The organism is Bacteroides ovatus (assembly GCF_001314995.1).
In the GTDB taxonomy this organism is placed as follows: domain Bacteria; phylum Bacteroidota; class Bacteroidia; order Bacteroidales; family Bacteroidaceae; genus Bacteroides; species Bacteroides ovatus.
On sequence record NZ_CP012938.1, the window covers coordinates 5,248,404 to 5,273,324 of the forward strand.

General features: G+C 44.0%; 22 protein-coding genes. 1 reads left to right on the forward strand and 21 read right to left on the reverse strand.

Annotated features, from left to right (window positions below):
• Positions 1 to 65: 65 nt before the first annotated feature.
• The 8 genes from Bovatus_RS19800 to Bovatus_RS19835 all read right to left on the reverse strand — a co-directional run bounded on the left by Bovatus_RS19800 (position 66) and on the right by Bovatus_RS19835 (position 8,123).
• Entirely contained in the window at positions 66 to 1,244 is a 1,179-nt protein-coding gene (locus Bovatus_RS19800; RefSeq protein WP_004297265.1) for a pyridoxal phosphate-dependent aminotransferase, read from the reverse strand.
• Positions 1,219 to 2,067: a prephenate dehydratase gene (locus tag Bovatus_RS19805; RefSeq protein ID WP_004297266.1), complete on the reverse strand. Its 849-nt coding sequence runs from the start codon at positions 2,065 to 2,067 to the stop codon at positions 1,219 to 1,221. Before Bovatus_RS19805 ends, Bovatus_RS19800 begins: the two co-directional genes overlap by 26 nt.
• 300 nt (positions 2,068 to 2,367) lie before the next feature.
• Positions 2,368 to 3,330 carry a tetratricopeptide repeat protein gene (locus Bovatus_RS19810; protein WP_004297267.1) on the reverse strand — a complete coding sequence of 321 codons (963 nt, stop codon included), beginning with the start codon at positions 3,328 to 3,330 and terminating at the stop codon, positions 2,368 to 2,370.
• Positions 3,331 to 3,368: 38 nt separating this feature from the next.
• Positions 3,369 to 5,279 carry a RecQ family ATP-dependent DNA helicase gene (locus Bovatus_RS19815; protein WP_004297268.1) on the reverse strand — a complete coding sequence of 637 codons (1,911 nt, stop codon included), beginning with the start codon at positions 5,277 to 5,279 and terminating at the stop codon, positions 3,369 to 3,371.
• Positions 5,272 to 6,990: a single-stranded-DNA-specific exonuclease RecJ gene (gene recJ, locus Bovatus_RS19820; protein ID WP_052587872.1), complete on the reverse strand. Its 1,719-nt coding sequence runs from the start codon at positions 6,988 to 6,990 to the stop codon at positions 5,272 to 5,274. Before recJ ends, Bovatus_RS19815 begins: the two co-directional genes overlap by 8 nt.
• Positions 6,991 to 7,195: 205 nt before the next feature.
• Positions 7,196 to 7,426, reverse strand: a complete 231-nt coding sequence (locus Bovatus_RS19825) for a hypothetical protein (RefSeq protein ID WP_004297270.1) — start codon at positions 7,424 to 7,426, stop codon at positions 7,196 to 7,198.
• The gene (locus Bovatus_RS19830) at positions 7,423 to 7,878 is read right to left on the reverse strand and encodes a DUF3990 domain-containing protein (protein ID WP_004297271.1); all 456 of its coding nucleotides are present in this window, start codon (positions 7,876 to 7,878) and stop codon (positions 7,423 to 7,425) included. Before Bovatus_RS19830 ends, Bovatus_RS19825 begins: the two co-directional genes overlap by 4 nt.
• A gap of 23 nt (positions 7,879 to 7,901) precedes the next feature.
• The gene (locus Bovatus_RS19835; RefSeq protein ID WP_004305471.1) at positions 7,902 to 8,123 is read right to left on the reverse strand and encodes a DUF3791 domain-containing protein; all 222 of its coding nucleotides are present in this window, start codon (positions 8,121 to 8,123) and stop codon (positions 7,902 to 7,904) included.
• Between the two features lie 263 nt (positions 8,124 to 8,386).
• Here Bovatus_RS19835 and Bovatus_RS19840 point away from each other — a divergent pair, with 263 nt between their 5' ends.
• Positions 8,387 to 9,247, forward strand: coding sequence for a phosphodiester glycosidase family protein (locus tag Bovatus_RS19840; protein ID WP_004297274.1), 861 nt, complete (start codon positions 8,387 to 8,389; stop codon positions 9,245 to 9,247).
• Positions 9,248 to 9,524: 277 nt separating this feature from the next.
• Here the strand turns inward: Bovatus_RS19840 and Bovatus_RS19845 are convergent, their stop codons facing one another.
• Genes Bovatus_RS19845 through Bovatus_RS19905 form a run of 13 tightly spaced genes read right to left on the reverse strand, consistent with a single transcriptional unit; the run spans position 9,525 to position 24,920 of the window.
• Positions 9,525 to 10,265, reverse strand: coding sequence for a hypothetical protein (locus Bovatus_RS19845; protein ID WP_004297275.1), 741 nt, complete (start codon positions 10,263 to 10,265; stop codon positions 9,525 to 9,527).
• A 17-nt stretch (positions 10,266 to 10,282) separates the two neighbouring features.
• Positions 10,283 to 10,852, reverse strand: a complete 570-nt coding sequence (locus Bovatus_RS19850) for a hypothetical protein (protein WP_059365526.1) — start codon at positions 10,850 to 10,852, stop codon at positions 10,283 to 10,285.
• 56 nt (positions 10,853 to 10,908) lie between these two features.
• Complete coding sequence (locus tag Bovatus_RS19855; RefSeq protein ID WP_004297277.1) at positions 10,909 to 12,204, reverse strand: phenylacetate--CoA ligase family protein; 1,296 nt, start codon at positions 12,202 to 12,204, stop codon at positions 10,909 to 10,911.
• Positions 12,188 to 13,885, reverse strand: coding sequence for a C45 family peptidase (locus Bovatus_RS19860; RefSeq protein WP_004297278.1), 1,698 nt, complete (start codon positions 13,883 to 13,885; stop codon positions 12,188 to 12,190). The genes Bovatus_RS19855 and Bovatus_RS19860 overlap by 17 nt, the downstream gene beginning before the upstream one ends.
• Complete coding sequence (locus tag Bovatus_RS19865) at positions 13,878 to 15,368, reverse strand: phytoene desaturase family protein (protein WP_052587873.1); 1,491 nt, start codon at positions 15,366 to 15,368, stop codon at positions 13,878 to 13,880. The genes Bovatus_RS19860 and Bovatus_RS19865 overlap by 8 nt, the downstream gene beginning before the upstream one ends.
• Position 15,369: 1 nt before the next feature.
• Positions 15,370 to 19,227, reverse strand: a complete 3,858-nt coding sequence (locus Bovatus_RS19870; protein ID WP_004297280.1) for a trifunctional MMPL family transporter/lysophospholipid acyltransferase/class I SAM-dependent methyltransferase — start codon at positions 19,225 to 19,227, stop codon at positions 15,370 to 15,372.
• Positions 19,224 to 20,414 carry a DUF2062 domain-containing protein gene (locus tag Bovatus_RS19875; protein ID WP_004297281.1) on the reverse strand — a complete coding sequence of 397 codons (1,191 nt, stop codon included), beginning with the start codon at positions 20,412 to 20,414 and terminating at the stop codon, positions 19,224 to 19,226. Before Bovatus_RS19875 ends, Bovatus_RS19870 begins: the two co-directional genes overlap by 4 nt.
• The gene (locus tag Bovatus_RS19880) at positions 20,411 to 20,845 is read right to left on the reverse strand and encodes a 3-hydroxylacyl-ACP dehydratase (protein ID WP_004297282.1); all 435 of its coding nucleotides are present in this window, start codon (positions 20,843 to 20,845) and stop codon (positions 20,411 to 20,413) included. The genes Bovatus_RS19875 and Bovatus_RS19880 overlap by 4 nt, the downstream gene beginning before the upstream one ends.
• A gap of 3 nt (positions 20,846 to 20,848) precedes the next feature.
• Positions 20,849 to 21,409: a hypothetical protein gene (locus Bovatus_RS19885; RefSeq protein ID WP_004324728.1), complete on the reverse strand. Its 561-nt coding sequence runs from the start codon at positions 21,407 to 21,409 to the stop codon at positions 20,849 to 20,851.
• On the reverse strand, positions 21,384 to 22,019 hold the full coding sequence (locus tag Bovatus_RS19890) for a LolA family protein (RefSeq protein WP_004323602.1): 636 nt from the start codon (positions 22,017 to 22,019) through the stop codon (positions 21,384 to 21,386). The genes Bovatus_RS19885 and Bovatus_RS19890 overlap by 26 nt, the downstream gene beginning before the upstream one ends.
• A gap of 13 nt (positions 22,020 to 22,032) precedes the next feature.
• Complete coding sequence (locus Bovatus_RS19895; protein ID WP_004297286.1) at positions 22,033 to 22,710, reverse strand: polysaccharide deacetylase family protein; 678 nt, start codon at positions 22,708 to 22,710, stop codon at positions 22,033 to 22,035.
• Complete coding sequence (locus Bovatus_RS19900) at positions 22,707 to 23,705, reverse strand: beta-ketoacyl synthase chain length factor (protein WP_004297287.1); 999 nt, start codon at positions 23,703 to 23,705, stop codon at positions 22,707 to 22,709. The genes Bovatus_RS19895 and Bovatus_RS19900 overlap by 4 nt, the downstream gene beginning before the upstream one ends.
• Before the next feature lie 24 nt (positions 23,706 to 23,729).
• Positions 23,730 to 24,920 carry a beta-ketoacyl-[acyl-carrier-protein] synthase family protein gene (locus tag Bovatus_RS19905; protein ID WP_004297288.1) on the reverse strand — a complete coding sequence of 397 codons (1,191 nt, stop codon included), beginning with the start codon at positions 24,918 to 24,920 and terminating at the stop codon, positions 23,730 to 23,732.
• Position 24,921: the final 1 nt, after the last annotated feature.

Consider the following 24,921-nt stretch of genomic DNA (forward strand, 5'->3'; position numbering starts at 1 on the left):
ATAACTTGTTTTCATTGAAATTGTTCTGTTGTCTCATTCTGCTGTCGTTCTCTCTTTGTAAGAGGTTAGATTCTTTTAATTCTTTCCAGAGCTTCCGCCAGCTTATTGTCCTTGCAACAAAGTGAGATACGAATATACCTTGCTCCGTTGCTGCCGAAGATAAATCCCGGAGTGATAAACACTCTTGCTTCATGCAGCACCTTTTCTGTCAGTTCCTCTACATCTTTGCAGGAAGCGGGAATCTTTCCCCAAAGGAACATTCCTACTTGTTTTTCGTCGTAGGTGCATCCCAATGTTTTCATGATCTCACCGGCGAGGTGACGACGGTTGCGGTAGTTCTCGTTATTGCCTTCATACCAGTCCGCTTCGGCTTCAAGAGCAGTTGCTGCAGCCAGTTGCATAGCACGGAACATACCACTGTCGATATTACTTTTCACTTTCAGTATCCATTGTACGAATTCCGCGTTTGACGCCAGCATGCCGATACGCCAGCCGGGCATATTGTGGCTCTTGCTCATAGAATTAAACTCGATGCAACAGTCTTTGGCTCCCGGTACACTTAGGATACTGATAGGCTTATCGTTCAGGATAAAGCTGTACGGATTATCATTCACAATTACGATATTCTTACGACGGGCAAAGTCAACGAGACGTTCATAGATTTCCGGAGTTGCATTGGCTCCCGTCGGCATGTTGGGATAGTTGGTCCACATCAGTTTTACGCGACTAAGATCCATTTTTTCCAGTGCCTCGAAGTCAGGCATCCAGCCATCTTCTTCTTTCAGGTCGTAGTTGATAACTTCCGCTCCGAGTATTTTACTCAAAGAAGTATAGGTAGGGTATCCCGGATTCGGGACTAGCACCTGCTCACCCGGATTGACGAATGCCAGCGTAACATGGAGAATTCCTTCTTTAGAGCCGATTAAAGGCTGTATCTCCGTATTCGGATTCAGTTCCACTCCATACCAGCGTTGATACCAGGCAGCGAAGCCTTTGCGCAGTTCAGGGATACCTACATACGGTTGGTAACCGTGTCCGTTGGGATCATGAGCATTGTTGCACAATGTTTCGATGGTTTCCCTTGAGGGAGGCATATCGGGGCTTCCGATACCGAGGCTGATAACATCCTTTCCCTCTGCATTCATCTGTGCTACCTCTTTTAGCTTCTTTGAGAAGTAGTATTCGCTAACACTTGCCAATCTGTCGGCAGGAGCGATTTTATACGTTTGACTTTCCTTCTGCATATTCGCCTAATAATTTAAGTTCTTTGGTTAATGGAGTGATTGCAGCAATAGACTGCTTGTATCTTAGATAATCGTTGAAAGCTACATCTACGTAAAACTGGTATTCCCATTCCCGTCCGATGATAGGCAACGATTGAATTTTTGTCAGATTGATATTATAGAACGATAGAATGGATAAAACCTGTGACAGGCTGCCTTCCGTATGTGGAAGAGTGAATACGATACTTGCCTTGTTGGTTGCATTGGCATGATGTTGACGGAGTTCGTCTACTTGCCAGGGATCGGCAACAACCAGAAAACGGGTGAAGTTGTGCTTGTTTGTTTCAATACCTTCCTGAAGGACTTTCATACCGTAACGTTCAGCTGCTGCTTTGGAGCAGATGGCAGCGTGTCCTTTCAGATTTTCATTCTTGATGATTTCTGCGCTGCGGGCCGTATCTTCACCTTCCACCACTTTCAACTGCGGATGTTGATTCAGAAATTCGCGACACTGCATCAGGGCGATAGGGTGGGAGTTGACTTCTGTCAGATCTTCCCAGTTCTCATCGGGGAGACAGACAAAACTGTGCGAGATGCGCAGTTTGTATTCACCGATAATCTGTGTGCCGCTTTGTCTCAACAATTCATTGTTGTGCAACAAACTTCCCGCAATCGTATTCTCGATGGCTAGCATTCCGATAACCTGGCTGTCTTTCCGTATCGAAGTAAACACATCTTCGAAGTTGGCACAACAGATTAACTCTATTTCTTCTCCCTCGAAGTACTTGTGTGCGGCGATATCATGATATGAGCCGAGTGTTCCTTGAATTGCTATCTTTTTCATTGTTCTAAATATATTATATAAAAAAATCCCGCGTCCATATTGGAGCGGGATTCATATGATTGATTTCTCTATTCAGTCCTTAAGCATCACTGTCACTTGATACATACAAACTCCCGCTCTACTTTGTTGCTAAAGTAAAAGTAAAAAAAGAAGTAATATGCATAAGTAAATGATTTCATTCGAATCTATCTTTTTTGCTTTGGTTTTTAATTCTGGGGCAAAAGTAATAATTTTCTGTTAGATGCAAACAAAAAACGATACTTTTTTTGTTTTCTTGCCTAAAATAGATGAAAAGGATACTTAAAAGATGCCGGGAAGTGCTTCAGGCTTTGGTCCCAGGTTCTTGAATTCTCCGTTCAGACCAGCTTCCTCTTTCGGATTCAATTCCAGAGATTTCTTCATGTCCTCTACCGAACCGTCCTTATCACCATTCAGTAATTTAGCGCGTCCGCGTTCTTTGTAGGCTTCCGCAAAGTTCGGATTCAGTTCGATGGCTTCATCAAACAGGCCGATGGCTTCCGTCAGTTTTTTCTGGTTGATATAAAGTTGCCCTAAATAAAGGTATGCCTGTTCGTTGAACGGGTTTATTTCCGTCACCAGTTTGTAATCTTCTTCTGCCTCTTCGTCCTTGCCGTCTGCTTCTTTCACTTTTCCGCGCAGGAGCATGGCTGTCTCTTCTTCCGGATTCTGGGCGAGCACAGCATCTATATCTTCCATCATATCTTTATACTGTTTCAGGTTCATCAAAGCTTCCGCACGTAATAGGCGAGCTTCAATGAAATCATCTTTCAAAGTGATTGCTTTGGTGAGATGGGCAATAGTCATCAGGTCGTCATCCTGTCCCTTACGGGCTTTCCCTAATAGATAATGAGCCACGGCATTTCCTTCTTCGATGGCAATCGCTTTATTGGCAGCTTCTTCCATAGCCTGATAATCTTCCTGGATGAAGCATACATTGGCCAGTGTCAGGAAAGTGCTTGTGACGTCAGGTTCCATAGCAGCCATCTTTTCCAATAGCTCGCGGGCCTTTGCCGTTTCCCCCATCTGGATATAGAGTTGGCTAAGATAGCCCATTGTTTCAAACTCTTCCTTGATGGCAAGAGCTTCAATAAAACATTTTACTGCATAATCTGGACGTCCCATGCGTTGCGCACGTAAACCGTCGTATTTGAAAATCTCGAAATTTTTCTGATCGTTTTTCTGTTTTTCACTTTCCGGAGTTTCCGACTTACCGGAGAAGAAAGATTTAAAAAAGTTCGGCATGGTGTGTTATTTTTGAGTTACTTTGCAAAGGTAGTAACTTATTTTGAAATATGTATCATTCCATCCTGCATCTTCCATTCACCTTCCTCCAATAAATATTGGATGACTTCGCTGATGCTCTCTTTTTCCGCTTCTATCTTATCGGCTATTTCTACTGGTGTCAGCGGTTTCTGGGTGAGTAATTCTGATATTTTCTTTTTCAGTTCCTCGAAATCGAAAGAATTCTCGGTCAGGGCATCGGTTGCACGGTGACTAAGACAAACATCGCATTGTCCGCAGTTGTGCTCGTTCTTCTCTCCGAAGTAACGGAGCAGCATCCGGCTCCGGCACACATTCTCCGAAGTGACATACTCTTCCATCGCTTTGATGCGGGCTTCATACCGGGCTTTGCGTTCTTCGTAGACGGAAGGAGGAATATGCACAAAACGAAGTTCCTGCCGTTCGCGGGTGTATATAATATAAGGTGTCTTTTTGTGCGGAATGTAATCCACGATACGACGTTTGGTAAGCGTGACCAGTATATTATAAATTTGTTCGCGGGTCAGTCCGGTACGTATGGACAGGGTTGCTTCGCTGATATAGGCATAGTCGGTGAATACTCCGGTGTAAGAGCGGAGAATCGTCTGTATCAGTGCTTCGGCTTCCGTTCCCATTTCTCGCAATTTGTATAGTTCGTCCCGGCGAATCGTGAAAAGAATACGAGAGGCATTATCCTGTTCGTCCGTATATTCCAGATAGCCGGCTTGAGTCAATATTTTCAGTGCACTGTCTACCGGAACCGGGAAGTATTTGAACTTCCGGCAAAACTCTTCCAGATTAAACTCGCGGACACATTGGAAACCGTCGCCCATTGCCATCTGATAGTAATACTGCAGATGTTCGTAGACATTGAGAATATACTCCTTGTCGGGGAAAGTATCCACAACGCGCCTGTGTAGCGTCGTTCTGTCCGTTTTGGTGTATAAGATCACAGCATACGCTTTTTCACCGTCTCTTCCTGCACGACCGGCCTCCTGGAAGTAAGCTTCGAGAGAGTCGGGGAGATCGAGATGCAATACGATACGCACGTCGGGTTTATCAATCCCCATTCCAAAGGCGTTTGTAGCTACCATTACACGAACTTCTCCGCTTTGCCAGCGTTTTTGTCTGAGGTCTTTTACGGCATTATCCAGTCCGGCGTGATAGAAGTCGGCGGTAATATCTTCGTTTACCAGTAACTCGGTGATTTCTTTGGTGCGTCGTCTGTTGCGGACATAGATAATGGCACTGCCGGGTATCTTTCGTAAGATATGCAACAGCTCTTGAGTTTTGTTATCCGTTTGTCGGACGATATACGCCAGGTTTTTCCGTTCGAAGCTCATGCGGAAAACATTCTCTTCACGGAAATCCAAGCGAGCTTGAATATCCTTCACTACTTCCGGAGTGGCGGTGGCTGTAAGTGCCAGTACCGGAATTCCCGGTAGCAATACCCGTATTTCGGCAATTTTCAGGTAAGCAGGACGGAAGTCATATCCCCATTGTGAGATACAGTGACTTTCGTCGACCGTAATCATGGAGACTTTCATTGATCGCAGTTTGGTACGGAATATGTCCGTGTCCAGACGTTCCGGAGAAATATAGAGGAATTTATAATTACCGAAGATGCAATTCTCAAGAGCAGTGAGAATCTCCTGCCGCGTCATGCCCGAATAGACAGCAAGCGCCTTGATGCCGCGTTTACGCAGGTTTTGCACCTGATCTTTCATCAGGGCGATGAGAGGAGTAATGACAATGCAAATCCCTTCCTGGGCGAGAGCAGGCACTTGAAAAGTGATGGACTTACCGCCTCCGGTCGGCATAAGTCCCAGTGTATCTTTGCCTTCGCCGATACTGGTGATGATCTCCTCCTGCAAGTCGCGGAAGGAGTCATATCCCCAATATTGTTTTAATATCTCCTGATACTTATTCAATCGGCTTTATATCCTCGATTTGAAGTTGTACTTCACCACGCTTGTGCGTGTTTTCTTCAATGGTGTAACAGATGTCGAACGAGCGTTTCGTTTTGATATAGCGCACATGCGAACTCTGTCCGAACGCAATACCGTTCATTACATTATTCGACTTATTATCAACCAGTTCGAGCTTGATATGTTCCTGGTCACGTCCCACCACTTTACTCGTTCCATAATCATAGACATGATGAGTGCAGAAAATGGGTTTCGTGTTATCAGGACCGAAAGGATTAAACTTCTTCAGGTCGTTGAAAAACTTGGATGAAATATCCCTGAAGTCGATTTCAGCATCAATTTCGATTACAGCACTGGTTTGTTCCGGCAGGATATGCTGTGAAACGTATTCTTCGAACCGTTTGGTAAAGGCATCCACATTCTCCACTTTCATCGACAGTCCGGCGGCGTATGTATGCCCTCCGAAGTTTTCCAGCAGGTCGCGGCAATGTTCGATTGCTTTATATACGTCGAAGCCGGAAACTGAACGTGCGGAGCCTGTTGCCATATCATCCGTCCGGGTCAGTACCACGGCAGGGCGGTAGTACACTTCTGTCAGACGGGAAGCTACGATACCAATCACTCCTTTGTGCCATTCTTCGTTGTAGAGCACGATGGAGCGGCGATCGGCTAATCCTTCCAGATTGGCAACGATGTTGTTTGCCTCTTCCGTCATACTCTTGTCGAGGTCTTTCCGGGTTTCGTTGTACTGGTTGATTTGTCCGGCTTTCTCAAGCGCTATCGAGAAATCTTTTTCCGTCAGCAGGTCTACGGCTTCTTTTCCGTTTTGAATACGTCCTGATGCATTGATGCGCGGTCCGATTTTAAACACAATATCGCTGACGGTGATTTCCTTTTCAGAAAGTCCGCATACGTCGATAATAGCCTTCATACCAATGCTCGGGTTACTGTTCAGTTGCTTCAGACCGTGGTAGGCGAGGATACGGTTTTCACCCATAATCGGAACGATGTCCGATGCAATACTCACGGCTACAATATCAAGCAAAGGAATCAGGTGGTGGAACTCGATACCGTTACTGATAGCGAATGCCTGCATAAACTTGAAGCCGACTCCACAACCGGAAAGGTGAGTGTACGGATACGTATTGTCCAGGCGTTTGGCGTTCAGAATAGCTACGGCAGGCGGAAGCACATCATCCGGTACATGATGATCGCAGATGATGAAATCAATCCCTTTCTCTTTGGCATAAGTGATTTCCTCTACTGCTTTAATTCCACAATCGAGTACAATAATCAGTCCTACGCCGGTTTCTGCGGCATAGTCCACTCCTTTTTTAGAAATGCCATACCCTTCATTGTATCGGTCGGGTATGTAATAATCAAGGTTCGAATAGAACTGTTGAATAAACTTGTAGACCAATGCTACGGCAGTAGTACCGTCTACGTCATAATCTCCATAAATTAGAATACGTTCTTTCTTTCCCATCGCCCTGTTCAGACGTTCTACTGCAATATCCATATCCTTCATCAGGAACGGATCATGCAGGTCGGGCAATTGCGGGCGGAAAAACTTCTTGGCATCTGCTGCCTTCGTAATTCCCCGCTGCACCAAAAGTTGTCCAAGTATCGGGCTAATCCCTAGTTCCTGGGCCAATGTCTGGCTTGTCTCTGCCTGTTCGGGTGTAATGGGTCGATAATTCCATTTGTGATTCATTTTATATATTGTTTTTTCTTTTTCTGTTCTCAAGGGTTGAAAAGGCACTTCTTTCCAACAAGGGGTAAAAGTACGAAAAAAAGCGGAAGTGTATAGTAGATAAGACGAAAATATTTCAAGGCTGTAGAAAACAGAGGTTTGATAAAGGTAGCTTTTTTACTTGTGAAAGATATGGGATGCTGACAAGCAAGTGTGAAACTCTATTCTAACTAACTTGTCCTGTGGTCAGTTCTTTTTTTAGAAAGTCGTACACGTAACCGGCACTTTGGTAATAAAGTCCCGTAGTCGGATCACTCAAACGCTCAAAGGTGTCGGAATTGTAGTAGATTTCCATTGCTTGCGTCATATTATACTGCCATTCCTCCATGAGTATCCGTATGATTTCACTACTTAAATCTTCAATCATACATTCTATTTGTGTATTCGTCAGCTTCATAGTTTCTTTAGGTATGAAAGGGCATGTTCAGTGCCGAAGTAATATTGTATGGTCAACCCGTTGGCATATTTTAGTTCTTCAATCAATCTGCTCATTGAAATGTCTCCCATGCTGTAACGACGTAACTGATAGGTTACTCCGTCGTCGGCAATAGGACCAATGACTATATCGTAAGTGTGTGCAGGATGTGTATGGCTACGGTCGCGGTTGAGTAAAACGAACTGTGCCCATTCTTCACAGTAATCATCGAATATTTTTATTTGCAGATCTGAAGTCTTTATTATTTGATCTTCCAGTTCGAAGATGGTCACACATGGCTCTCCGGATTGTAATTGATCGGTTTTTTGTTTGGCTAAGGCATGTGCCTGTTCATAACCGGGAGAAAGATAAAATCCTTGGCCAAAGTCTTTGAAGGGCTTTGAACGAGATAGGTCCGGCTTGTTTATTTCCATATTTGAACCATGTTATAGCTTCATTACAGTTGTCCTCCATTTCTACGGCATACCATTGATAAAGCTTCAATAGAATCTTCGAAAGATTGTGTGTGCATTACTTCATAGTGTTTTTGTAAAAAAACAAGGCCTTTAAAACGATTCAAATAGTTGAATGCCTGTTTTTGCTTGATTTGATAAGTCGCTGCGAACTCTGCGATTAAAGCTACAGTAAAATTCAATTTGTTTTTCTCTATGCGAGACATCATGGTTCTCCTTTCTTCATTTGTATTACCTTCCGAAAACAAAGATAGGAAAAACTCTGCAATATCAAAAATAAGAAGCTATTAAAAGTTGACTTAAAGCTCTGTTGCTCACTCTGAATTAGATGCAGTCAGAAGATATGGATTATCTGGATAGTAAAAAAGGGAGGTAGAGAAAATGGAGCGAGCGGAAAGTTACAGGGATTTTTGGATGAATGGCGATTATTAACTAGCTTTAGCGGCCTAAATGATTCATTTCTCTATCTATGATAAAAAGAAACTTGTTAATTGCTATCTTGATTTTATGTTCTATCGGAACATTGAAAGGGCAAACCGCATCCGATTCTTTGGCAATCGTATCTGCCCAATGGAAGGTGGAAAGTCCTCAAAAAGGACTCATTTATAAGTATGCTTCTATCCCCCGATTGTATCAGGGACCCCAGTCTGTTAGTCTGATAGAAGTTGATCCCGGTGCGGGCTTGAAAGTTGATGTTGCCGTTTCGGATAAAATGAAAGAAACAAGTAAGATTGCTTCTGAATATAACGCTATTGCAGCCATTAATGGCTCCTATTTTGACATGAAACGGGGAAACTCGGTCTGTTTCCTGAAGACGGATCGCCAAGTTATTGATACAACGCTGCAGAGTGAGTTTAAACAGCGTGTCACAGGAGCCATTAGTGTGCGCAAAAGGGGAATGAAATTAATTCCTTGGAACAAACAGATAGAAAAGAATTATAAAGGCAAAGCAGGTACGATACTAGCTTCCGGTCCGTTAATGTTGAAAGACGGACAGGTTTGTGATTGGAACTCGTGTGAACCGAATTTTATCCGGACGAAGCACCCTCGTAGTGCTGTTGCTACTACTAAGGATGGAAAAATACTGTTGATAACGGTAGACGGGCGTTTTCCTGAACAAGCAGGAGGAGTGAATATTCCGGAATTGGCACATCTGATTCGTGTTTTAGGGGGGGAGGATGCATTAAATTTGGATGGAGGTGGATCTACTACTCTTTGGTTGTCCGGTGCATCGGATAATGGAGTCGTTAATTATCCTTGTGACAATGGGCGGTTTGACCATGCCGGCGAACGTAAAGTTCCTAATATTCTTTATATAACGCATCAATAACGTTTCCATTATTCATCATTGTATTTAAGGTCTTTCAGTGCATAGATTAAGACTTTTCAGTGCAGAAACTAGTGATTTTTTATGCAGTCGGGTAGTCGTCCCGTTGTAACGGGACAATGGGCACTTTATAAAAAGACGAATGTCACCTTATAGGGTGACATTTATCATTCTATAAGGTGACTAGCTATCTTCAAAAGGATGAAAATTACTAAAGATACAAAATTAATTAGTGAAAAGCAATAGTAGGGTAAGAAATTTATCTGTATTGCAAACAGACTTAGAATTCAAATCCGAATCTAATTCCTACTCCATGTAACTCCCATGTATCATCCCAAGTGTTATGATAATAATGTCCTCCATAGCTGTAACTATAATCCGTTGTGGTGTCATAATCTTGGAAGTTATATATCAAAGCTAAATTCAAGGCCTTTTTTCCTTTTAAAGAAAAACGTACTCCTACTCCTATTGAAGCATACGCTCCTTCTATGTCTCCTACAGCATATCCGGCTTTTACGTCGGCAAACGGAGTCACTTTTTTGTTGATGAAGTTAGCTCTGAAGTTGGCATAGATGGGTGCTGCAACAAGATCTGCATCTGTATAGTAGTTGAGAGCGACACCGCCACCTACAAAGAAATAATTGTTGAACTGATAACCATGTGTGGTTGATAATTCAATTTTAGAGGCATTGTAGTCACTCACATCGCCAATATATGCAAAGTCTACAAAACCCTTATAGCCTTTTAATGTATTTCTTGCGGCTTTGCGGTCGTTGGTATCTTTACGATAATCTCTTGTGTACCGCTCTTCTTTTGTGATTTTAGTCACATCACTCATCTGACAGATGATGAGGCTGCCATCACTTGTTTTGATTTTTAAAGAAACATTGGGCACTTGTTCAATGATTACTCCTTTGATAATGCTGCCATTCTTTAAATACACTACTTCTGTGTAGTTCTGTGCTGCGACATAAGTACTGATACTTAACAATAAGGTCAGTACTAATAGTAGTTTTCTCATGTTTATATGTTATTGGTTTATAATTTCTTGAGTGCGCTATGAATAGAGCCTGCCCAATAGTTGCGTAATCCGAAACCACGTGCTTTTCCATCTGTTATCCATTCTTCAATGATTTCCTTTGTTTCGGTATTGAAGAATACGACTTCATACGTACCTCTATTGTTTGATTTGTCCAGGAACTGTGCGATAAACACCATACCTACTCCGGGTGTTTTCTGGATAGGCAATGCGTTGATGGCTGCTTTGATTTGCTCTTTACTAAGAGTATATTTTCTTTTAGCAGTCATTAGCTCGGTCAGGTCGATGTTTTCGTTCACCTGATTAACGGCATCCAGTGAAATCTCTGTCACTTCTTTTTTCAATTGTTTTCCTACGTTATACTTCTTAGCTTCTGTGATGAACAGTTCATTGATACGTCTGAAAGCATCTTTGAATTGTGCCGGTGATTCATCTGCACCGAAAATTTTTACTTGGGAGTAGTCTACCCCATAGAACTTAATAGACTGAATGTCTTTCAATGCACTCTTGCCTTGTCCGAAACAGAACAGGCTCGTGCTCAAGAATAAGAATAGAATAAGTTTTTTCATATACGTTAATGTTAAAGTGATATAGTTGGTTACTAACTTCCAAAAGTAGAAAATAATTATCGTAAATCAATGAATTTTATCGTTTTTCGACTCATCGGAGGCATTTGTATCTTGGCAATGTACTCTGCCGATTCAAAATTGATGCTTGGCGCCACTCTGACTTTCGAACGGAACAGATCTTTAATCTCTTTGGCAAAGGCTTCGCTACGGTTCTCGCTTCCGATACGAATCAGAATCTCATCCGTTCCCAATTCATTGGTATAAACTTCAATAATATAGTTTTTTACCGAAGGTATATTATCCAGAATGTCGAATAATGCAGGCGGATATAACGTTGTTCCTTTGTATTTAATCATTTGCCCTTTCCGACCGAGGATGGAGCTTAGGCGGATGGTATTTCTCCCGCAACCACAGGGATCGGTGTGGTGGTAACAAATATCACCTGTTTTGAAACGGAGCAACGGCATACCTTTGACTCCGAGCGTCGTGATCGTCACTTCCCCTGCTTCTCCCTCTTCCACAGGACGATTGTTATCATCCAGAAACTCTACAATGATAAGTTCCGGTTGCAAATGCCCTCCGTGGAATTCATTACACTCGGTAAAGGACGACTGCATTTCGGTGGAGGCATAAGTGGAATACAACTGCAAGGCAGGCCATTTATCGTGTATTTTCTGTCCGAGCGTATTCAACTGGAATTCCTGATTGCGCAATGCTTCTCCGATACAGATGCACTTCTGCATGGAACAGGTATTATGGTTGATATGATTCTTTTCGGCAAACTCTATCAGTTTGATAAGGAAAGAGGGGACTACCATTCCACAAGTCGGATGTATCCGTCGAATTGTGTCCCATTGCAGTTCCGGGATGCCGTTGCCTACACGGATCACTCCCATACCCAGTTCGCGGGCTCCCATATAATAAGCCAAGCCTGCCATGAAACGGCGGTCGATGGTAGTCATCAATTGAAGAATATCCTGCTTAGTGCATCCGGTGGTGGTGAAAGATAGGTATTCGTTGTAAGAGAGACGGTCCAGGTCTTCAGAGGTGAGAACGAAAGTGACCGGATCTCCCAATGTGCCCGAAGTCGTCACATAGTCGATAATTTCCTCTTTGTCTACGCAGATGAAATCATCGTTATGGAGTTGCAAGTCCGTCTTGGTAGTGACGGGGATCTGTTGCAAGTCTTCAATCGTCTTTATTTGATTGATATCAATGTGATGTTCGGCAAACATCTGTTGATAGAACTTGGAATGTGCTTGCAGGTAGGCTAACGCTTTGGCTAACTGTTCTTCCTGATAGCTTTTGATATCTTCCGGTGAGCGGAACTGAATTTCAGGATTCTTTTCCATCTTTGGATTGTTTTTGAATTTTCTGTTGGATACGTTCTTTCTCTTGCAACTTGGGAATGGATTTCTTCAATGCCTGTTGCCAGTATGCAATGGCTTGTTGAGGTTGCTGCATGGCCTCGTAGTAATCTCCTATTACTTCATATACATAGTATAGGGAAGGATTGGAGGCTTGGTATGTTTTTAAAACAGATTCCTCTATCTGTTCCTTTTTTCTGATTTTCTTCAATAAAAGCGGAGTCAGTTTCTTATACGTGAGAAGATGCTGGAACTCCGGTGTGTCGATGAATTTATCTTCCGGAATGGTCAGGTCGGAACTGTATATTTCGTGTTGCCAATCAATCGTGTCTTTGAATATCTTATTCAGGTCATAGGCTACGTATTTCCCACATTGCCAGGGAGAGGTCGATACCCACATCAGCCGTTTCTCCGGTTGGAAGATGACGGAATGATGGGCAATAAACTGATTGATGGCCATTTCGTTGGCCAGTCCCAGGTCTGTGTTTTGCAGGCCTTTGTGGTCACGCAGGATAGAGGCGGCTTTGGAGACATCGATCGGAAGATCCTCATTAATGAGTTCCGTTAATCGTGCAAAACGGTATGGGCTGTCGGAAGTGCGGATATTTTCCATGTTTCGTTCGTCCTTGCTGAATTCTTCCGATTGGTAATGGTTGGTGCAGATGAGCCGATTGGCTTCTTTTCCGGTGAAAAGCACAGTTTTCTCCGGAGATTTCTCGATAATCGCGGCTTTGCCATCTTTGGCAGAACCTATCAATATGGATTCGGAGACGAATGTTTCCCGTTTTTTGGCGATGGCAAAGGCTTCATCAATAGTGGCTGCATATTGCAGAATCTCTCTGGTCAGGATGGAAATGGGGGTGGCGGAACCTGTGGGGACAGCAGATTTGGCAGCATTAATTGTCACGGTAAGACCTGTCTCGTTCATGCCGGATAACACTCCTATCATACCGGGCCATCCGACGGAAGCAAACCTGTATCCTTGCTCCGGTACATAAAAAGCCACCTGCTTGTTCTCTGCGAAGGCATCTCCTACGTAGAAATCGAAGTTACGTCCGATCAGCAGGGATGAATCTGCACTTTGTGTTCCCCAAGTGGCGAACGAACTGCATCCCACTAACATATAATCTTGCATGGCATGTCCCAGGTCGTGTGCCGAATGGTAATTCAACTGGCGTTCGTAAGGAGTGCCGATGAAGTCGTACTCATGTGTACATGATAGCGAGATTCCGTAAATCTCGTCGCGGTATTCTTCGAGGACGTTCTCACCCAGATTACGGTTGAATAATACAATGAAGAACCGGAGGAATTTCAGATAACTGTCTGAAGGAACAATCTCACGAATTTGATCCACGAACACTTTCTCTTGATGGTGGAGCAGGTCGGAAGACAGTTGCCCGATAGCTTCTCCTCTCTGGAAAGCATCCCCTTTCACAAACAATTCCCATAAGCCGCTGTCGCTGTGCCGGAGAAAGTTATCTCCATAATGCCGGAGGTGGAGACTGTCTATATCAATCACTTTGTCTGTGGTCATGCTTTGCTCATGTTTGGGCGTTTGCATATCCGCAGAAAAGTAGAGATAGCTGATTCCGGCTATCAATAGAACAATGAGCGACAGGAAAAGGAAGCCCGTGTATTGGAGTGTCTTTTTGACTATTCTATGCATTTCCTACTTTTTTAGCCAGATATTCTTGTCCTACAAACTCCGCACAAGTCAGCATGGCAGTTAGTGTTACCCCTAATGCACCATGCACATTCAGGTTTTGCCCGGTGAGAAAGAGATTTCCCAAGCGGCTTCTTGTAGATACGAAACCAATTTGCGGACATTTATAATCTTTGATAATCCCATACGCGGAACCATCCACTGTTCCTGTATAGTCCCGATAGCTTAATGGAGTAGTGGTATACATCTCTTCTATGTTTTCTGAAAGGTCAATGCCATGTCCTCGGATGAAGCGGAGAATCTGTTCTGCTTTCTCCTTTTTGAAGGATTGGTAGTCTTCTCCCCGATGTTCGGGAGTCGTGTCCTTCCAGGCAGACAGTTCATCTATATACATAGGTGTCAGGATGGAAATGACACTGGCATATTGACTGTCCTCGGAAGACGCTTGCATGGAAATCATACAGTTGGTAGTCCGTCCCGGATAGAGCAGTTTATCATACCACACTTTATTGTTCGCATGCAGATACAGGTTGCGGTTCTGATAAGGAGTGCTTTTTTTCTTCATTACCAGGTAGAGCGTAAAAATGCCGTAGGTGTTTTCCAGCGAACGGATGCGGGAAATATAGGCATTCTTGATGCTACGGTTTTTATCCAGTATCTCCAATGTCCGTTGGGGATGCATATTGGAGATGACGAAGTCGCTTTCCAGTCGCTCTTCCCCGTTGATGATAACCCCTTGTACCTTTTCGTTTTCAACGATGATGCGGGTGACTTCACTGTTATTGAGCACAGTCCCTCCGTTTGCCCGGATTACATTGATTAGCTCCAGACTGACTTGCATACTTCCGTCTACAAAACGGTAGGCGCCTTCAATATAGGAGTGATTAATCATGGCATGCTGGTAGAAAGTGGAGACATCTTTCAAACCTCCGTAGAGTAAAGCTGAACCTGCCAGTACATTTCGTAAGGCGGGGTCCGGAGTGATATCCGCAATCAGGTGGGCGGCAGAGGTACAAAAGTATTTCATACCCTCCAAAGCGAGTGTGCCTTGTTTCAGGTGGTCTACGCTAATCAGGTTTCCGACAGCTTGAAGCTGTTCGGCATAGCATTTCAAGTTTTCTTTCTCATGCGGGAAGGAACGGCAGATGGTTTCAATAAACTGCGGGTATCCCATTGCATAATCGTATGTTTTTCCTTTATAGTAGATCGTATCAAAAGCAGCATCGTCCAAGCGTTTTATTTTCAGCTTGTCCATGATACCGAAATAGCGGAAATACTGGTTCATCACTTGACCCTCATCCAGGCTTCCTACATAATGAATACCCGTATCTAACAGATGCCCTTTTCGTTGGTAAGTCTGGAAGCATCCGCCGAATTGCGCATTTTTTTCTACTACGCATACGTTGAATCCCTCTTTGCTAAGAATCGCTCCGCATTCCAGTCCGCCAAGGCCGCTGCCGATAATGATGATGTCATATTTGCTCATACTAGTTCGGTTTTCTAAATATGTAAATGGTGTTTGATGTATATTTGTCATTAGGAATGATTTCGACAGCCATTCCACAGGTGACTGCTATTTCCCGTAATTGGGTTTCAGTGGTGAAATACAGTTCTCCGGTTGTCCGGTTGAAGTTGAAGATACGGGTGGATAGTAATTCCGTGAACCGGGTTAACCGGTGCTTGGAAGCGTTGGCTGAATTTCCGTCGCGTATGATAATCATTCCTTGTGAACGCAAGCGACCGGCACATTTCAACAATAGGGTTTGTTGATGTTCGTAGCTCATATAGTGAAGCATGTCGTTCAGGATAAAGACATCACTTTCCGGCAGGGGATATTCCAATGCATTGCCATGCTTGAACTGGAGATGCTCGTTGCGTAACCATCCGTGCTGCGCCAGCGCTATCTTGTCTTCATCGTAATCAATACCCAGGATTTCCCGGTCCTCGGAAAGCAGAGACAGCATATAGCATAACGGGCCGAAGCCGCAACCGATGTCTGTGATTTGCCCTTGGACGGGAATCAACCGGTTGAATAGCCGGTAATTCTTTTCCATCTTTACTTTAATACGGATATACCATTCTACGACGGGACCTTTATAGATATAGTTCTGGATAAGAGCTTCGTAGAACGCCGGATTGTCCGTCGTGTTCTGTTCACGGCAGATACGGGCATAAACCTCTTTCATGTAAGCGGATATGCGTTTGGTACGCTCCTGATAAGTACTTCCGAAAGACAGATCGTCTAGTGGTATACGGGGAAGTATTTCTGTATAGATGATTCCTTTCCGGATATTGAAAGGCTGTGCTTTGGCAATGATTTTGTTATTACCGTAAAGCAGGATCGGCAGAATATCCAGTTTCAATGCTTCTGCCAGATAGAATGCTCCTTTGTGGAAACGTTTCATCTTTCCGTTATAGGTACGTGTGCCTTCCGGGAAAATGGCGATGGAGTAGCCCTCCTTCACTTTTTTCCGCATCCGTTCCATATATTGCTCGTATCCTTCGCCTATATAATAGAAGTCGACATAACGAATGATGGCTCCGAAGAAAGGAGAGTGCCATACCCAATGGTTGGTCACCATCAGGATTTTAGACGAAAGAGACAGCAGTACCAGAATGTCGATGAACGACTGGTGGTTGGCAATGATAATTGCCGGATGCCGGAAGCGTTCGTTGGCTTTGTTGATATGTTCTTTTTTGACGGCGGTGGCCAGTAGCAGAATTCCTTTGCAGGTGATTTGTATCAGGCGGCACACCAAACGCTGCTTGCTGCTTTTGCGCACAGGCACCGGATAAAGCAGAATAATCAATATACGGAGGACGATGCAGCCGATAAAGAAAAGCAGGAAGAGCAACACGGTACGTATCAATCCGATAAGCGTATAAGGCGGTAATCCTTTGGAAGCGGGGCCTGCGATGAAGAACCGGAAAATGAGTGGCTGAATGGTATAAGCCACCAGTACCACTGCTATCATACCCAGAATGGAAATCAGGGAAATGGATTGCAAAGCCGGGTGTTTGGCAAACACAAGTGCTCCCATACCGACCACTGTGGTGAAGGCGGAGAAGAAGATGGCTGTTTTATGGGAATTCAACACCTTCTGACCTGTACGGTATTTGTTTTGTAGCCCGTCCATAATGAAGATACTGAAGTCATCTCCAATGCCAAAGATAAAGGTGGACAGGATGATGTTGATAATATTGAACTCAATCCCCAGAATTCCCATCAATCCCAAGATGATTACCCAGCTGATTAGCATCGGGAGAAAGCTCATCAGGGTAAGTTCGATACGTCCGTAGGAGAACCATAGTGCAAAGAATATGAGGAAAGAAGAGATGTACAGAATCAGGTAAAAGTCGTCATTGATGGCCGATACCCATTTGTTGGCAAAATAGGAACGGTCGAAGATGACTACATTCGGGTCTTTATTAAAGTTCTGGTACACAGCTTCCTTATTCGGTTCGCTGATCCGTATCTGGCTGATAAGCATGGTGATGGAATCGGCAGAGGTTTGCCATTCATTCAATAGCTTGCCGGATAAATCGTCTTCTTGCGCGGTGTAATGATATTCACCGAAAGGCTGGTTCATCCATTGATAAAAAGGTTCGAAGCTTCCCGGGCGGAAACGATATTCGGCGGCAACTGTTTCCAACTGTTCACGGACTTGTTGCTGTTTTTCATCCGTCCAGTAATCTTTCCATTTCTTCAGGCGTTTTTGCTGCTCTTGCGGAGAGATCAGAAACTGTGAGGCGGAGGCATACTCTTTGATGAGTCCCTGCTCTTTCAGTATAGATAACTTCTGATTGGTTGTTGCATAAGTTTCGGTAGCCTGATTCATGTCTTTTCCCACACTGACAAAAAGCACGGTCTTTTCGTCGTTGTCGAAGAGTTGCAGTAATTTTTCTTCTGATTGTTGGAGATGGCGGGGCTCATAGTTGAGACTCATCATATCGTTGTTGAAGCCCACCTTTTGCGAAGTAAACAAACAGATTACTGTAATGAGGAGGATGCCGCCTACCAGCCATTTATTCTTTTCGTAAGAATAAGCGTTTATTTTCTCGATGATGCGTAGTATGCGTCCCTGTTTGACGTCTGCCTGTCCTTTCAGAAAATGAGGCAGGTAAATGAGACAGAAGAGGGTGGTGCCCACCAATGCCAGAGAGGCAAACAATCCGAAGTCGCGTAACAGATCGGAACTGGTGAATATCAATCCCAGAAATGCGCCGATGGTGGTGAAACTACCTACCGTAAGCGGATAGGCTATCTCTTTAATAAGTTGTTGTACGGTGGAAACGTGGTTCTGATGTGCCAGCATGTGAATGGAATAGCTTAGTGCAATACCCATCACTGCCGAACCGGCTCCCACTGCAATGGCGGAGATACTTCCTTTAATAAAGAAAATGAGAAACAGGGCAAATAATCCTCCGAACAGTACCGGAGTAATAATCAAAGGTATCGATCTCTTTCGTTTAAAAACGAGTGAGATAAATACAATGATGATAAGCAGTGCCAGGGAGGAGGTCAGGATGGTATCTTTCTTAATCTGACGGGCGTTGTAGACTCCCACGGAGGGACCGCCGAAATATTCAGCTCGAATGGTAGGAGATTCTCCCTGTACGTGCTTGAGCTCTTCTTCGAGTATCTTTATCAGTTCGTCGTTCTTTCCGGTGCTGCCTGTACTGAATACCGGGGTAATGAACATAAGTAAGGTGGAGCCATCTTTGGAGAAGATATGTTCGTCATAAATCTCGTAGTTGGCTTCCAACTGGAAATCTTGCAAATGTTTCAGGGTTTCGCTTCCCAGTCCGAGCGGGTCCCGGAGAATATAACTTCTTAATGCAATTCCGGCAGGAGAGAGGAGGTTGGTATAATTCTTCTGCATGACAGCCTGTATCCCTTTATCCGTCAGTAAGGAATCGAAGCGTTGATAGTCCGTATCTGTCAGGAAAAGCGGGAGATGTTCATAAACGAAGTCTGTGGCTCCTTGGATGAGGCTTTGGTCTACCTGTGCGAAAATTCCTTTAATCAGTTTTCCTCCGGCTTTTTCAGTCAGGGTTTGTTGCAGTTGTCCGGCTGCTTCTATCAGGGAGTCGGGTTCTACGCGGTGGCAGGTATCTGCCGAGGATAACATAATGATAATCTTATCCTTAATCTTGAGATTGTCGAACACTTTGATTGTGTTCTGGGAATCTTTAGTGTCGGGGAAAAATTGTGTGATGTTCTCTTCGAACCTTACTTGCAGGGCAAAGAATCCCATTAACAGGACACAACTGATGAGTGACAAATAGAACAGAATCTTGTGCCTCTCGAAATAATCATATAGTCCGATAAAAAACTGGGTCATATCTTTTTTTTCCTACACGCCGTGAGCAGAATGAACGCGATGGTTCCTGCCAGTATGCTGCATACGACTGCAAAGATAACACTTCCTATTAAATATTGCTCTATGACTGATTTTACATTTTCAAAAGAAAGTTCGTTTAAATGCAGATTGACAGGATCTCCCAGCACTTTGCAACCGGTTACGTAACTGCCGTACAGCAAAAATGGAATCATCGGAGGGATACTGATATTGGCTGCTACAATAGCTATGATTTTATTCAGTCTGAACAAATGTGCCAGAAATAACGTGATTAGCATTTGATATCCCCATACCGGAACGATACCCATGAATACGCCGAGTGTGATGGCAGCCGTGATCCGCAGATTAGATTCGGGGGAGTGGGTGACATGATCCGAGAAAAACTGCTTGCAGTTCTTCCAGGTCAGTTTACGGAAGAAGTTTCGGGGGATGATCCAAAGCAAAGTGACGAGCACCAGTACTGTGTTCAGGATACTGATACGGGTGAAATCACGGAACGGTCGAAAATGAGAAACCCGCTCTTCCTGTGGCGGATAATAAACATGTACCGGGATGTTTTTAACGGTAATGCCTCCCCAGGCTGCAAAGACAAGTGCTTCCAGCTCAAATTCGTATTTGGCGGTGTAATACCACTTGTCCACATTCATTCGTTGGATGGGGTACAGGCGGTAGCCGGATTGTGTATCTTGCAGTTTGATACCTGTTTCGAGGGTAAACCAGAAGTTGGAAAACTTATTGGCAAATGTATTCTTTCCCGGCATATTGTCCGAGGCGAGGTTACGGGCACCTACCAATAATGTGTCCGGTTCTTTTTCTATGGCTTCGATCAATGCGGGAATATCCGAAGCGAAATGCTGTCCGTCAGAATCAATGGTGATTGCATACCGAAATCCTTGCTTTTTGGCAAAGGATAGTCCATGTCTCAAAGCTACTCCTTTTCCTTGATTGGCAGGGTGGGTGATGGTATGTAAGTTAGATTCTCGGCTAAGTATTCCGGCAGTTTCATCTGTAGAACCGTCGTTGACAACAAGGATATCGGGGGCGTAGAAACGTACACTTTCTATGACGTCCGCCAGTGTCTTTCCATTGTTGTAACTTGGGATGATAACGATGATCCCTAATTGTTTCAACTTCTCGTGCCAATAGGCTGTACTTATTTGTTCCTTCATACTGTCGGGGTAAGTGCAGCTTTTAATTTAATGAAACATTCGTCCTTTACGGTATTTTCCTCTACAGTGCTCTCTTTCACTGTACTCTTTTTTACAGCTTCCTTCTTTACACTCCCTTCCGCTTGCAACTGAAGTGTACCTTCTTCTGTCTCTTTAAAAGTCAGTGCCATCGAAATGTGCGGTGTTTCTATCGGATTGATAGCCGAAAGAAACTTGCAGGAAGACACTTGTGTTACTTGCAATTTTTGCTGGCGAATGTCTTCTACACATTCCTTGATAAGTTGTAATAGGCAAACTCCCGGAACTACCGGATGTCCGGGGAAATGTCCCTGATAAACAGGATGCCCGGGATTCAACTTTATCTGGATAGTCCAGATCGTTGAGTCCGATGATTCGGAGGAAAGGATGGTATAGAAGTTATCAAGTAGCATATATTAAATCTCTTTAGATAGTTTGTCCAGACGGATCGTTAACCGAATCCACGGATGTTTGATTTTTATTTGTGCGGGATCGCCCGGAGTATTGCCAGTGATGTAGACCACTGACTTTCCAAAGCCTTTTCCACTGGTTCTTTTTTCAGTAGCACTGTCTTTGGTCGCTTTCACACGAGTATCTTTCCCACTTAAGAACAGACGTCTGAAATCCATCTCCAGAAGTTTCAGCACCTTTTCCTTTTTCATGGGTTCAATGCAACTGTTGACAGTAAACTGATCGTTGCGAAGAGAAAAATCGAAAAGGCTTAGTCCGAAGTAGGTAGACGCTACGATCCGGATTTCGTTATCAGGCATACGGCGTACTATTAGCATACCGCTCATGTGATGTTTCATGAAATCCAGTTGGATATTGTATTTTTGCGAGCTTTCTCCTTGTGTTAGTTCGATAGCGGGGAGCACAGTACTTCCTTCCCCGCTCATCCGTGGAGAGCAGGAAGTCTGGATCTGTATCCATAAGAACAGCAGAACCATCAGACTAACGAATCGCAAACTTCGTCTCATTCTTCAGGGAGTTGAACTTTTTATTATAGAATTCGTATTCTGTATAGTTTGTGGCTGTTTCGGACAGACGGAGTTTGTGTACCGACATATCTTTCTTGTCCAGATAGATTTCTATACCGGCAATATAGGCTTGTACCGCTTTGTTGGTCGGTTTTATTTTAACCAGATAGTATCGTGCGTCTTCAAAATACTCCAGCAGGTAGTTGGACGACATTTTAGACAGGTCGCCTATCATACACGCGGTCAGCATATCCTGCATCTGTGCCATCATTTTGTTCGAACTAAGATTCATGATACTTTTCTTGCCATCCGAAACGATTTTGAGCTTACTGCCGTTTATCACGATGAGATAATCCATCGGGCGGAAATATTCCATGCAGATTTTATGGGTCTTCTGGTAGTAGAACTTCCCTTTGGAAGTAACCTTCTCATCGAATACATCGAGATATTTCACTTGGGTGAAATCGCTTTCGATGGACTCTACGGTTTGCGCCTCCTTTGCCAGGCGGCTTTCAAACTCTGTCTTTTGCGCCATCTTTTTCATGCTCTGGGCATGGATAGAGGCTATTGACAAGAAGAAAAGCGATAAATATATTAATAAAGTTCTCATACCTTTTTTTATTTTATGCCAATAGTTTGTCCGGACGGACAACGGTATATCCTTGTTCTTTCAGCAAATCCAAGATTTGTTTCACTAGCTGGTCGCTGTCAGGCATCCGGTCGTGCAACAGAATAATGGCTCCCGGTTCAAGATGTTTCCGAATCCTGGCAAGGACTTTATCCGGTGCTTGTTGTGTATCCAGTGTACGGATGCTCCATCCTATAGGGGTATATCCTAACTGTCGAACGGCTTTCGCAATCGTTGGATTAGTGACACCGAACGGCGGACGAAACAAACTAACCGGCTGCGAAGTTACTCGTTCTAGTTCACACTGACAAGTTTGCAAGTCTTTTTTCATCTTGGAGAGCCCGTATAGCGGGAATAAACCGGAATGGGTATGCGAATGATTTCCAATCAGATGACCTTCTGCCACCATTTTTTGCAAGATTGCTTCATTCCCTTTTACCTTATGACCGATACAGAAGAAACAGGCGGTTACCTGATATTCTTTTAGTACCTGCAGAACTTTGGGAGTCTGTAGGGAGTCGGGGCCGTCATCAAAAGTCAGGGCGACAATCTTTTCCGCAGTATGCTTTTTGCAAAATGACCGGAGGTAAATTCCCGATTGAATGCTATAAGAGGCATAAACGAGAAAAGACAGGAGCAAGAGCAAGCAAAGAAGGAGGCAAACGATTATCATACGCTTTTCCGGATTAGAATCAATGAATGATTGATGGAGTGGTGATGATTATAAATCAATATATGGGTCGAGGTAGTGCAGTTGGCCGATTCGTTCACTGCTTTCCATACCGCATACGATGTTGCGGTAGGATATTCACCACATTCATTCTTAAAACTAAGATGAACACTTTCCGGGAAAAGGTTTGTTTCAAGCTCTTCATAAATAGAGTTGCCATTGTCAACAGTTTGCTCGTGAGAGTCATCTTGATTGTGTGGCTTCTTGTTTTTCCCGGTAACCAACCACTGAATATCCTGACATTCTAAACCATTTCGTTGCAAAAAACGGATGATTCGGGAGCTGATTTCTTCTGTAGTCTGTTTCCCTATGAAAGTTTCGATTCCCTGTATTTCAGCCAACGGATGCTCTCCGGCTTCCCGACTTAACAGGAAGAATTGAGCACCTTCTCCGGCTGCTATCCCTTTCAGCACTCCCAGCCGTTGCTGAATCGTGTAACTGGTTTCTGTCATTTCATCGATGGCTCCCACAAGTATATTCTCGCTTCCTTCTCCTATTTTCATCATAGCGTCCAATAAAGCACTTTCAAAACTAAGACCACGGTGGACATAAGTCATGTTGTAGGCATGTATTTGATGAATCAGAGCTATTTGTGCACCGATTGTATTGAATGTCGACTGGATAAAAGGAGTAGGATTCAGCATCCGCTCTTCATTATCCAATAGGTTGTTCAGGAATTTTTCCGTATCTGTCAAGCAGCCCAATCCTGTTGCTGTGATGATTCCTTGTATCTTTTCAGGAGATAGTTCACCCATACATTCCAATCCGCAAGCCACCCCCATTTTTACGATACGGCTCATGCGTCTGCGCAAGGTCGCATTGGTGATAATATCCTTATAATCGGGTTCGCAAGCCTGAAGATAAGGGCGATTATTTCCTGGTGAATGATCCTTTGGCGGATGAATGGAAGCGATGCGTTGAATATAAACTGGCTGCATAGGCTTAAATACTTAAAGGTGCGTTTATGCTGGAAAATTCGTTGCGGAAAAGAGGAGCGATGAATCGTTTCCTCCGAAACCGAAAGAGTTGGATAACACATGTCGGATGGGGATTCCTTCTTGAAAAGAGGTTTCCGGTATCAGTCCTGTTTCCGGCATCGCATCCGTAAAGTTCAGGTTGGGATAAATCAGCCCTTTATCTATTGAAAGAACGGAGTAAACAGCTTCAATTCCTTCGGAAGCTCCTAAGGTATGTCCGATAAAAGCTTTTACCGAACTAAATGGCGGAACGTGTTCTCCAAAGATTCTTCGGAGCGCCATGCCTTCTGACGCATCATTGCCGGGAGTACCTGTTCCATGTACATTGATATAATCGATTTCTTCAAGGGAAATACCACTGGAAGCGATAGCTTCACTCATTGACAGAAAGGCACCGTCCCCTTCAGGAGAACTTCCTGTTTGATGATAAGCCTCATTCGTATTGGCGTAACCGCTAAGTTCGCAATAAGGAGTTCTTTGGAGTGAACTTTCCGATTGAAGCACTAAGTAACCGGCACCTTCTCCCAGATTTAATCCGGTACGTGAGCGGTCAAAGGGACGGCAATGTGTTTTGTCCAAAATCATCAGGGAGTTGAATCCATTGAGCGTAAACCGGCAAAGTGCATCCGTACCTCCCACGATAGCAGCATCCAGTAGCCCGTGTTTAATCATTCTTGCTCCCAGCATGATGGCATTGGCTGCTGACGAGCAGGCTGTACTGATGGTGGTTATAAAATCATTGATACCCAAATACGAAGCAATCAATTCTGTACTGGCTCCGCAGTCGTGTGAAATTACTTCCCGTAACCGTCCCTGTCCCGGGTTTTTCTTGAAAGATTCATAGAAGTGCTCGCTCAAATCCATGCCGCCAACGGAAGTGGCGGAAATAAAACCGATACGTAATGGTGGTGTGAGTCCCGCATCTTTCATTGCTTCTTTGGCTGCTATCATTCCCAACAAGGCCGTACGTGATACAGTGCGTTGCGGAGGTAAAGAGATCAGTTGCTTTAGTTCCTCATTGCTACGTTTCACTTCGGATACGGGCACATCGAGAGCAGTCGGAAAAAGAGTTACTTTTCCGATGCCATGCTTTCTTTGTCTCAACGCTTCTATATTTTCGGAAACTCCGATACCGATGCCCGAAACAACTCCCAATCCGGTGACGTATATCTTCATC

Excerpts from the sequence above, each read along its gene's own strand:
- Bovatus_RS19865 (WP_052587873.1), bottom strand. The coding sequence starts at position 15,368 with ATGAGCAAATATGACATCATCATTATCGGCAGCGGCCTTGGCGGACTG.
- Bovatus_RS19880 (WP_004297282.1), bottom strand. The coding sequence starts at position 20,845 with ATGCTACTTGATAACTTCTATACCATCCTTTCCTCCGAATCATCGGAC.
- Bovatus_RS19890 (WP_004323602.1), bottom strand. The coding sequence starts at position 22,019 with ATGAGAACTTTATTAATATATTTATCGCTTTTCTTCTTGTCAATAGCC.
- Bovatus_RS19895 (WP_004297286.1), bottom strand. The coding sequence starts at position 22,710 with ATGATAATCGTTTGCCTCCTTCTTTGCTTGCTCTTGCTCCTGTCTTTT.
- Bovatus_RS19825 (WP_004297270.1), bottom strand. The coding sequence starts at position 7,426 with ATGAAGCTGACGAATACACAAATAGAATGTATGATTGAAGATTTAAGT.
- Bovatus_RS19905 (WP_004297288.1), bottom strand. The coding sequence starts at position 24,920 with ATGAAGATATACGTCACCGGATTGGGAGTTGTTTCGGGCATCGGTATC.
- Bovatus_RS19830 (WP_004297271.1), bottom strand. The coding sequence starts at position 7,878 with ATGGAAATAAACAAGCCGGACCTATCTCGTTCAAAGCCCTTCAAAGAC.
- Bovatus_RS19810 (WP_004297267.1), bottom strand. The coding sequence starts at position 3,330 with ATGCCGAACTTTTTTAAATCTTTCTTCTCCGGTAAGTCGGAAACTCCG.
- Bovatus_RS19835 (WP_004305471.1), bottom strand. The coding sequence starts at position 8,123 with ATGTCTCGCATAGAGAAAAACAAATTGAATTTTACTGTAGCTTTAATC.
- recJ (WP_052587872.1), bottom strand. The coding sequence starts at position 6,990 with ATGAATCACAAATGGAATTATCGACCCATTACACCCGAACAGGCAGAG.
- Bovatus_RS19850 (WP_059365526.1), bottom strand. The coding sequence starts at position 10,852 with ATGAAAAAACTTATTCTATTCTTATTCTTGAGCACGAGCCTGTTCTGT.
- Bovatus_RS19870 (WP_004297280.1), bottom strand. The coding sequence starts at position 19,227 with ATGACCCAGTTTTTTATCGGACTATATGATTATTTCGAGAGGCACAAG.
- Bovatus_RS19840 (WP_004297274.1), top strand. The coding sequence starts at position 8,387 with ATGATAAAAAGAAACTTGTTAATTGCTATCTTGATTTTATGTTCTATC.
- Bovatus_RS19875 (WP_004297281.1), bottom strand. The coding sequence starts at position 20,414 with ATGAAGGAACAAATAAGTACAGCCTATTGGCACGAGAAGTTGAAACAA.
- Bovatus_RS19805 (WP_004297266.1), bottom strand. The coding sequence starts at position 2,067 with ATGAAAAAGATAGCAATTCAAGGAACACTCGGCTCATATCATGATATC.
- Bovatus_RS19900 (WP_004297287.1), bottom strand. The coding sequence starts at position 23,705 with ATGCAGCCAGTTTATATTCAACGCATCGCTTCCATTCATCCGCCAAAG.
- Bovatus_RS19800 (WP_004297265.1), bottom strand. The coding sequence starts at position 1,244 with ATGCAGAAGGAAAGTCAAACGTATAAAATCGCTCCTGCCGACAGATTG.
- Bovatus_RS19855 (WP_004297277.1), bottom strand. The coding sequence starts at position 12,204 with ATGGAAAAGAATCCTGAAATTCAGTTCCGCTCACCGGAAGATATCAAA.
- Bovatus_RS19885 (WP_004324728.1), bottom strand. The coding sequence starts at position 21,409 with ATGAGACGAAGTTTGCGATTCGTTAGTCTGATGGTTCTGCTGTTCTTA.
- Bovatus_RS19860 (WP_004297278.1), bottom strand. The coding sequence starts at position 13,885 with ATGCATAGAATAGTCAAAAAGACACTCCAATACACGGGCTTCCTTTTC.
- Bovatus_RS19845 (WP_004297275.1), bottom strand. The coding sequence starts at position 10,265 with ATGAGAAAACTACTATTAGTACTGACCTTATTGTTAAGTATCAGTACT.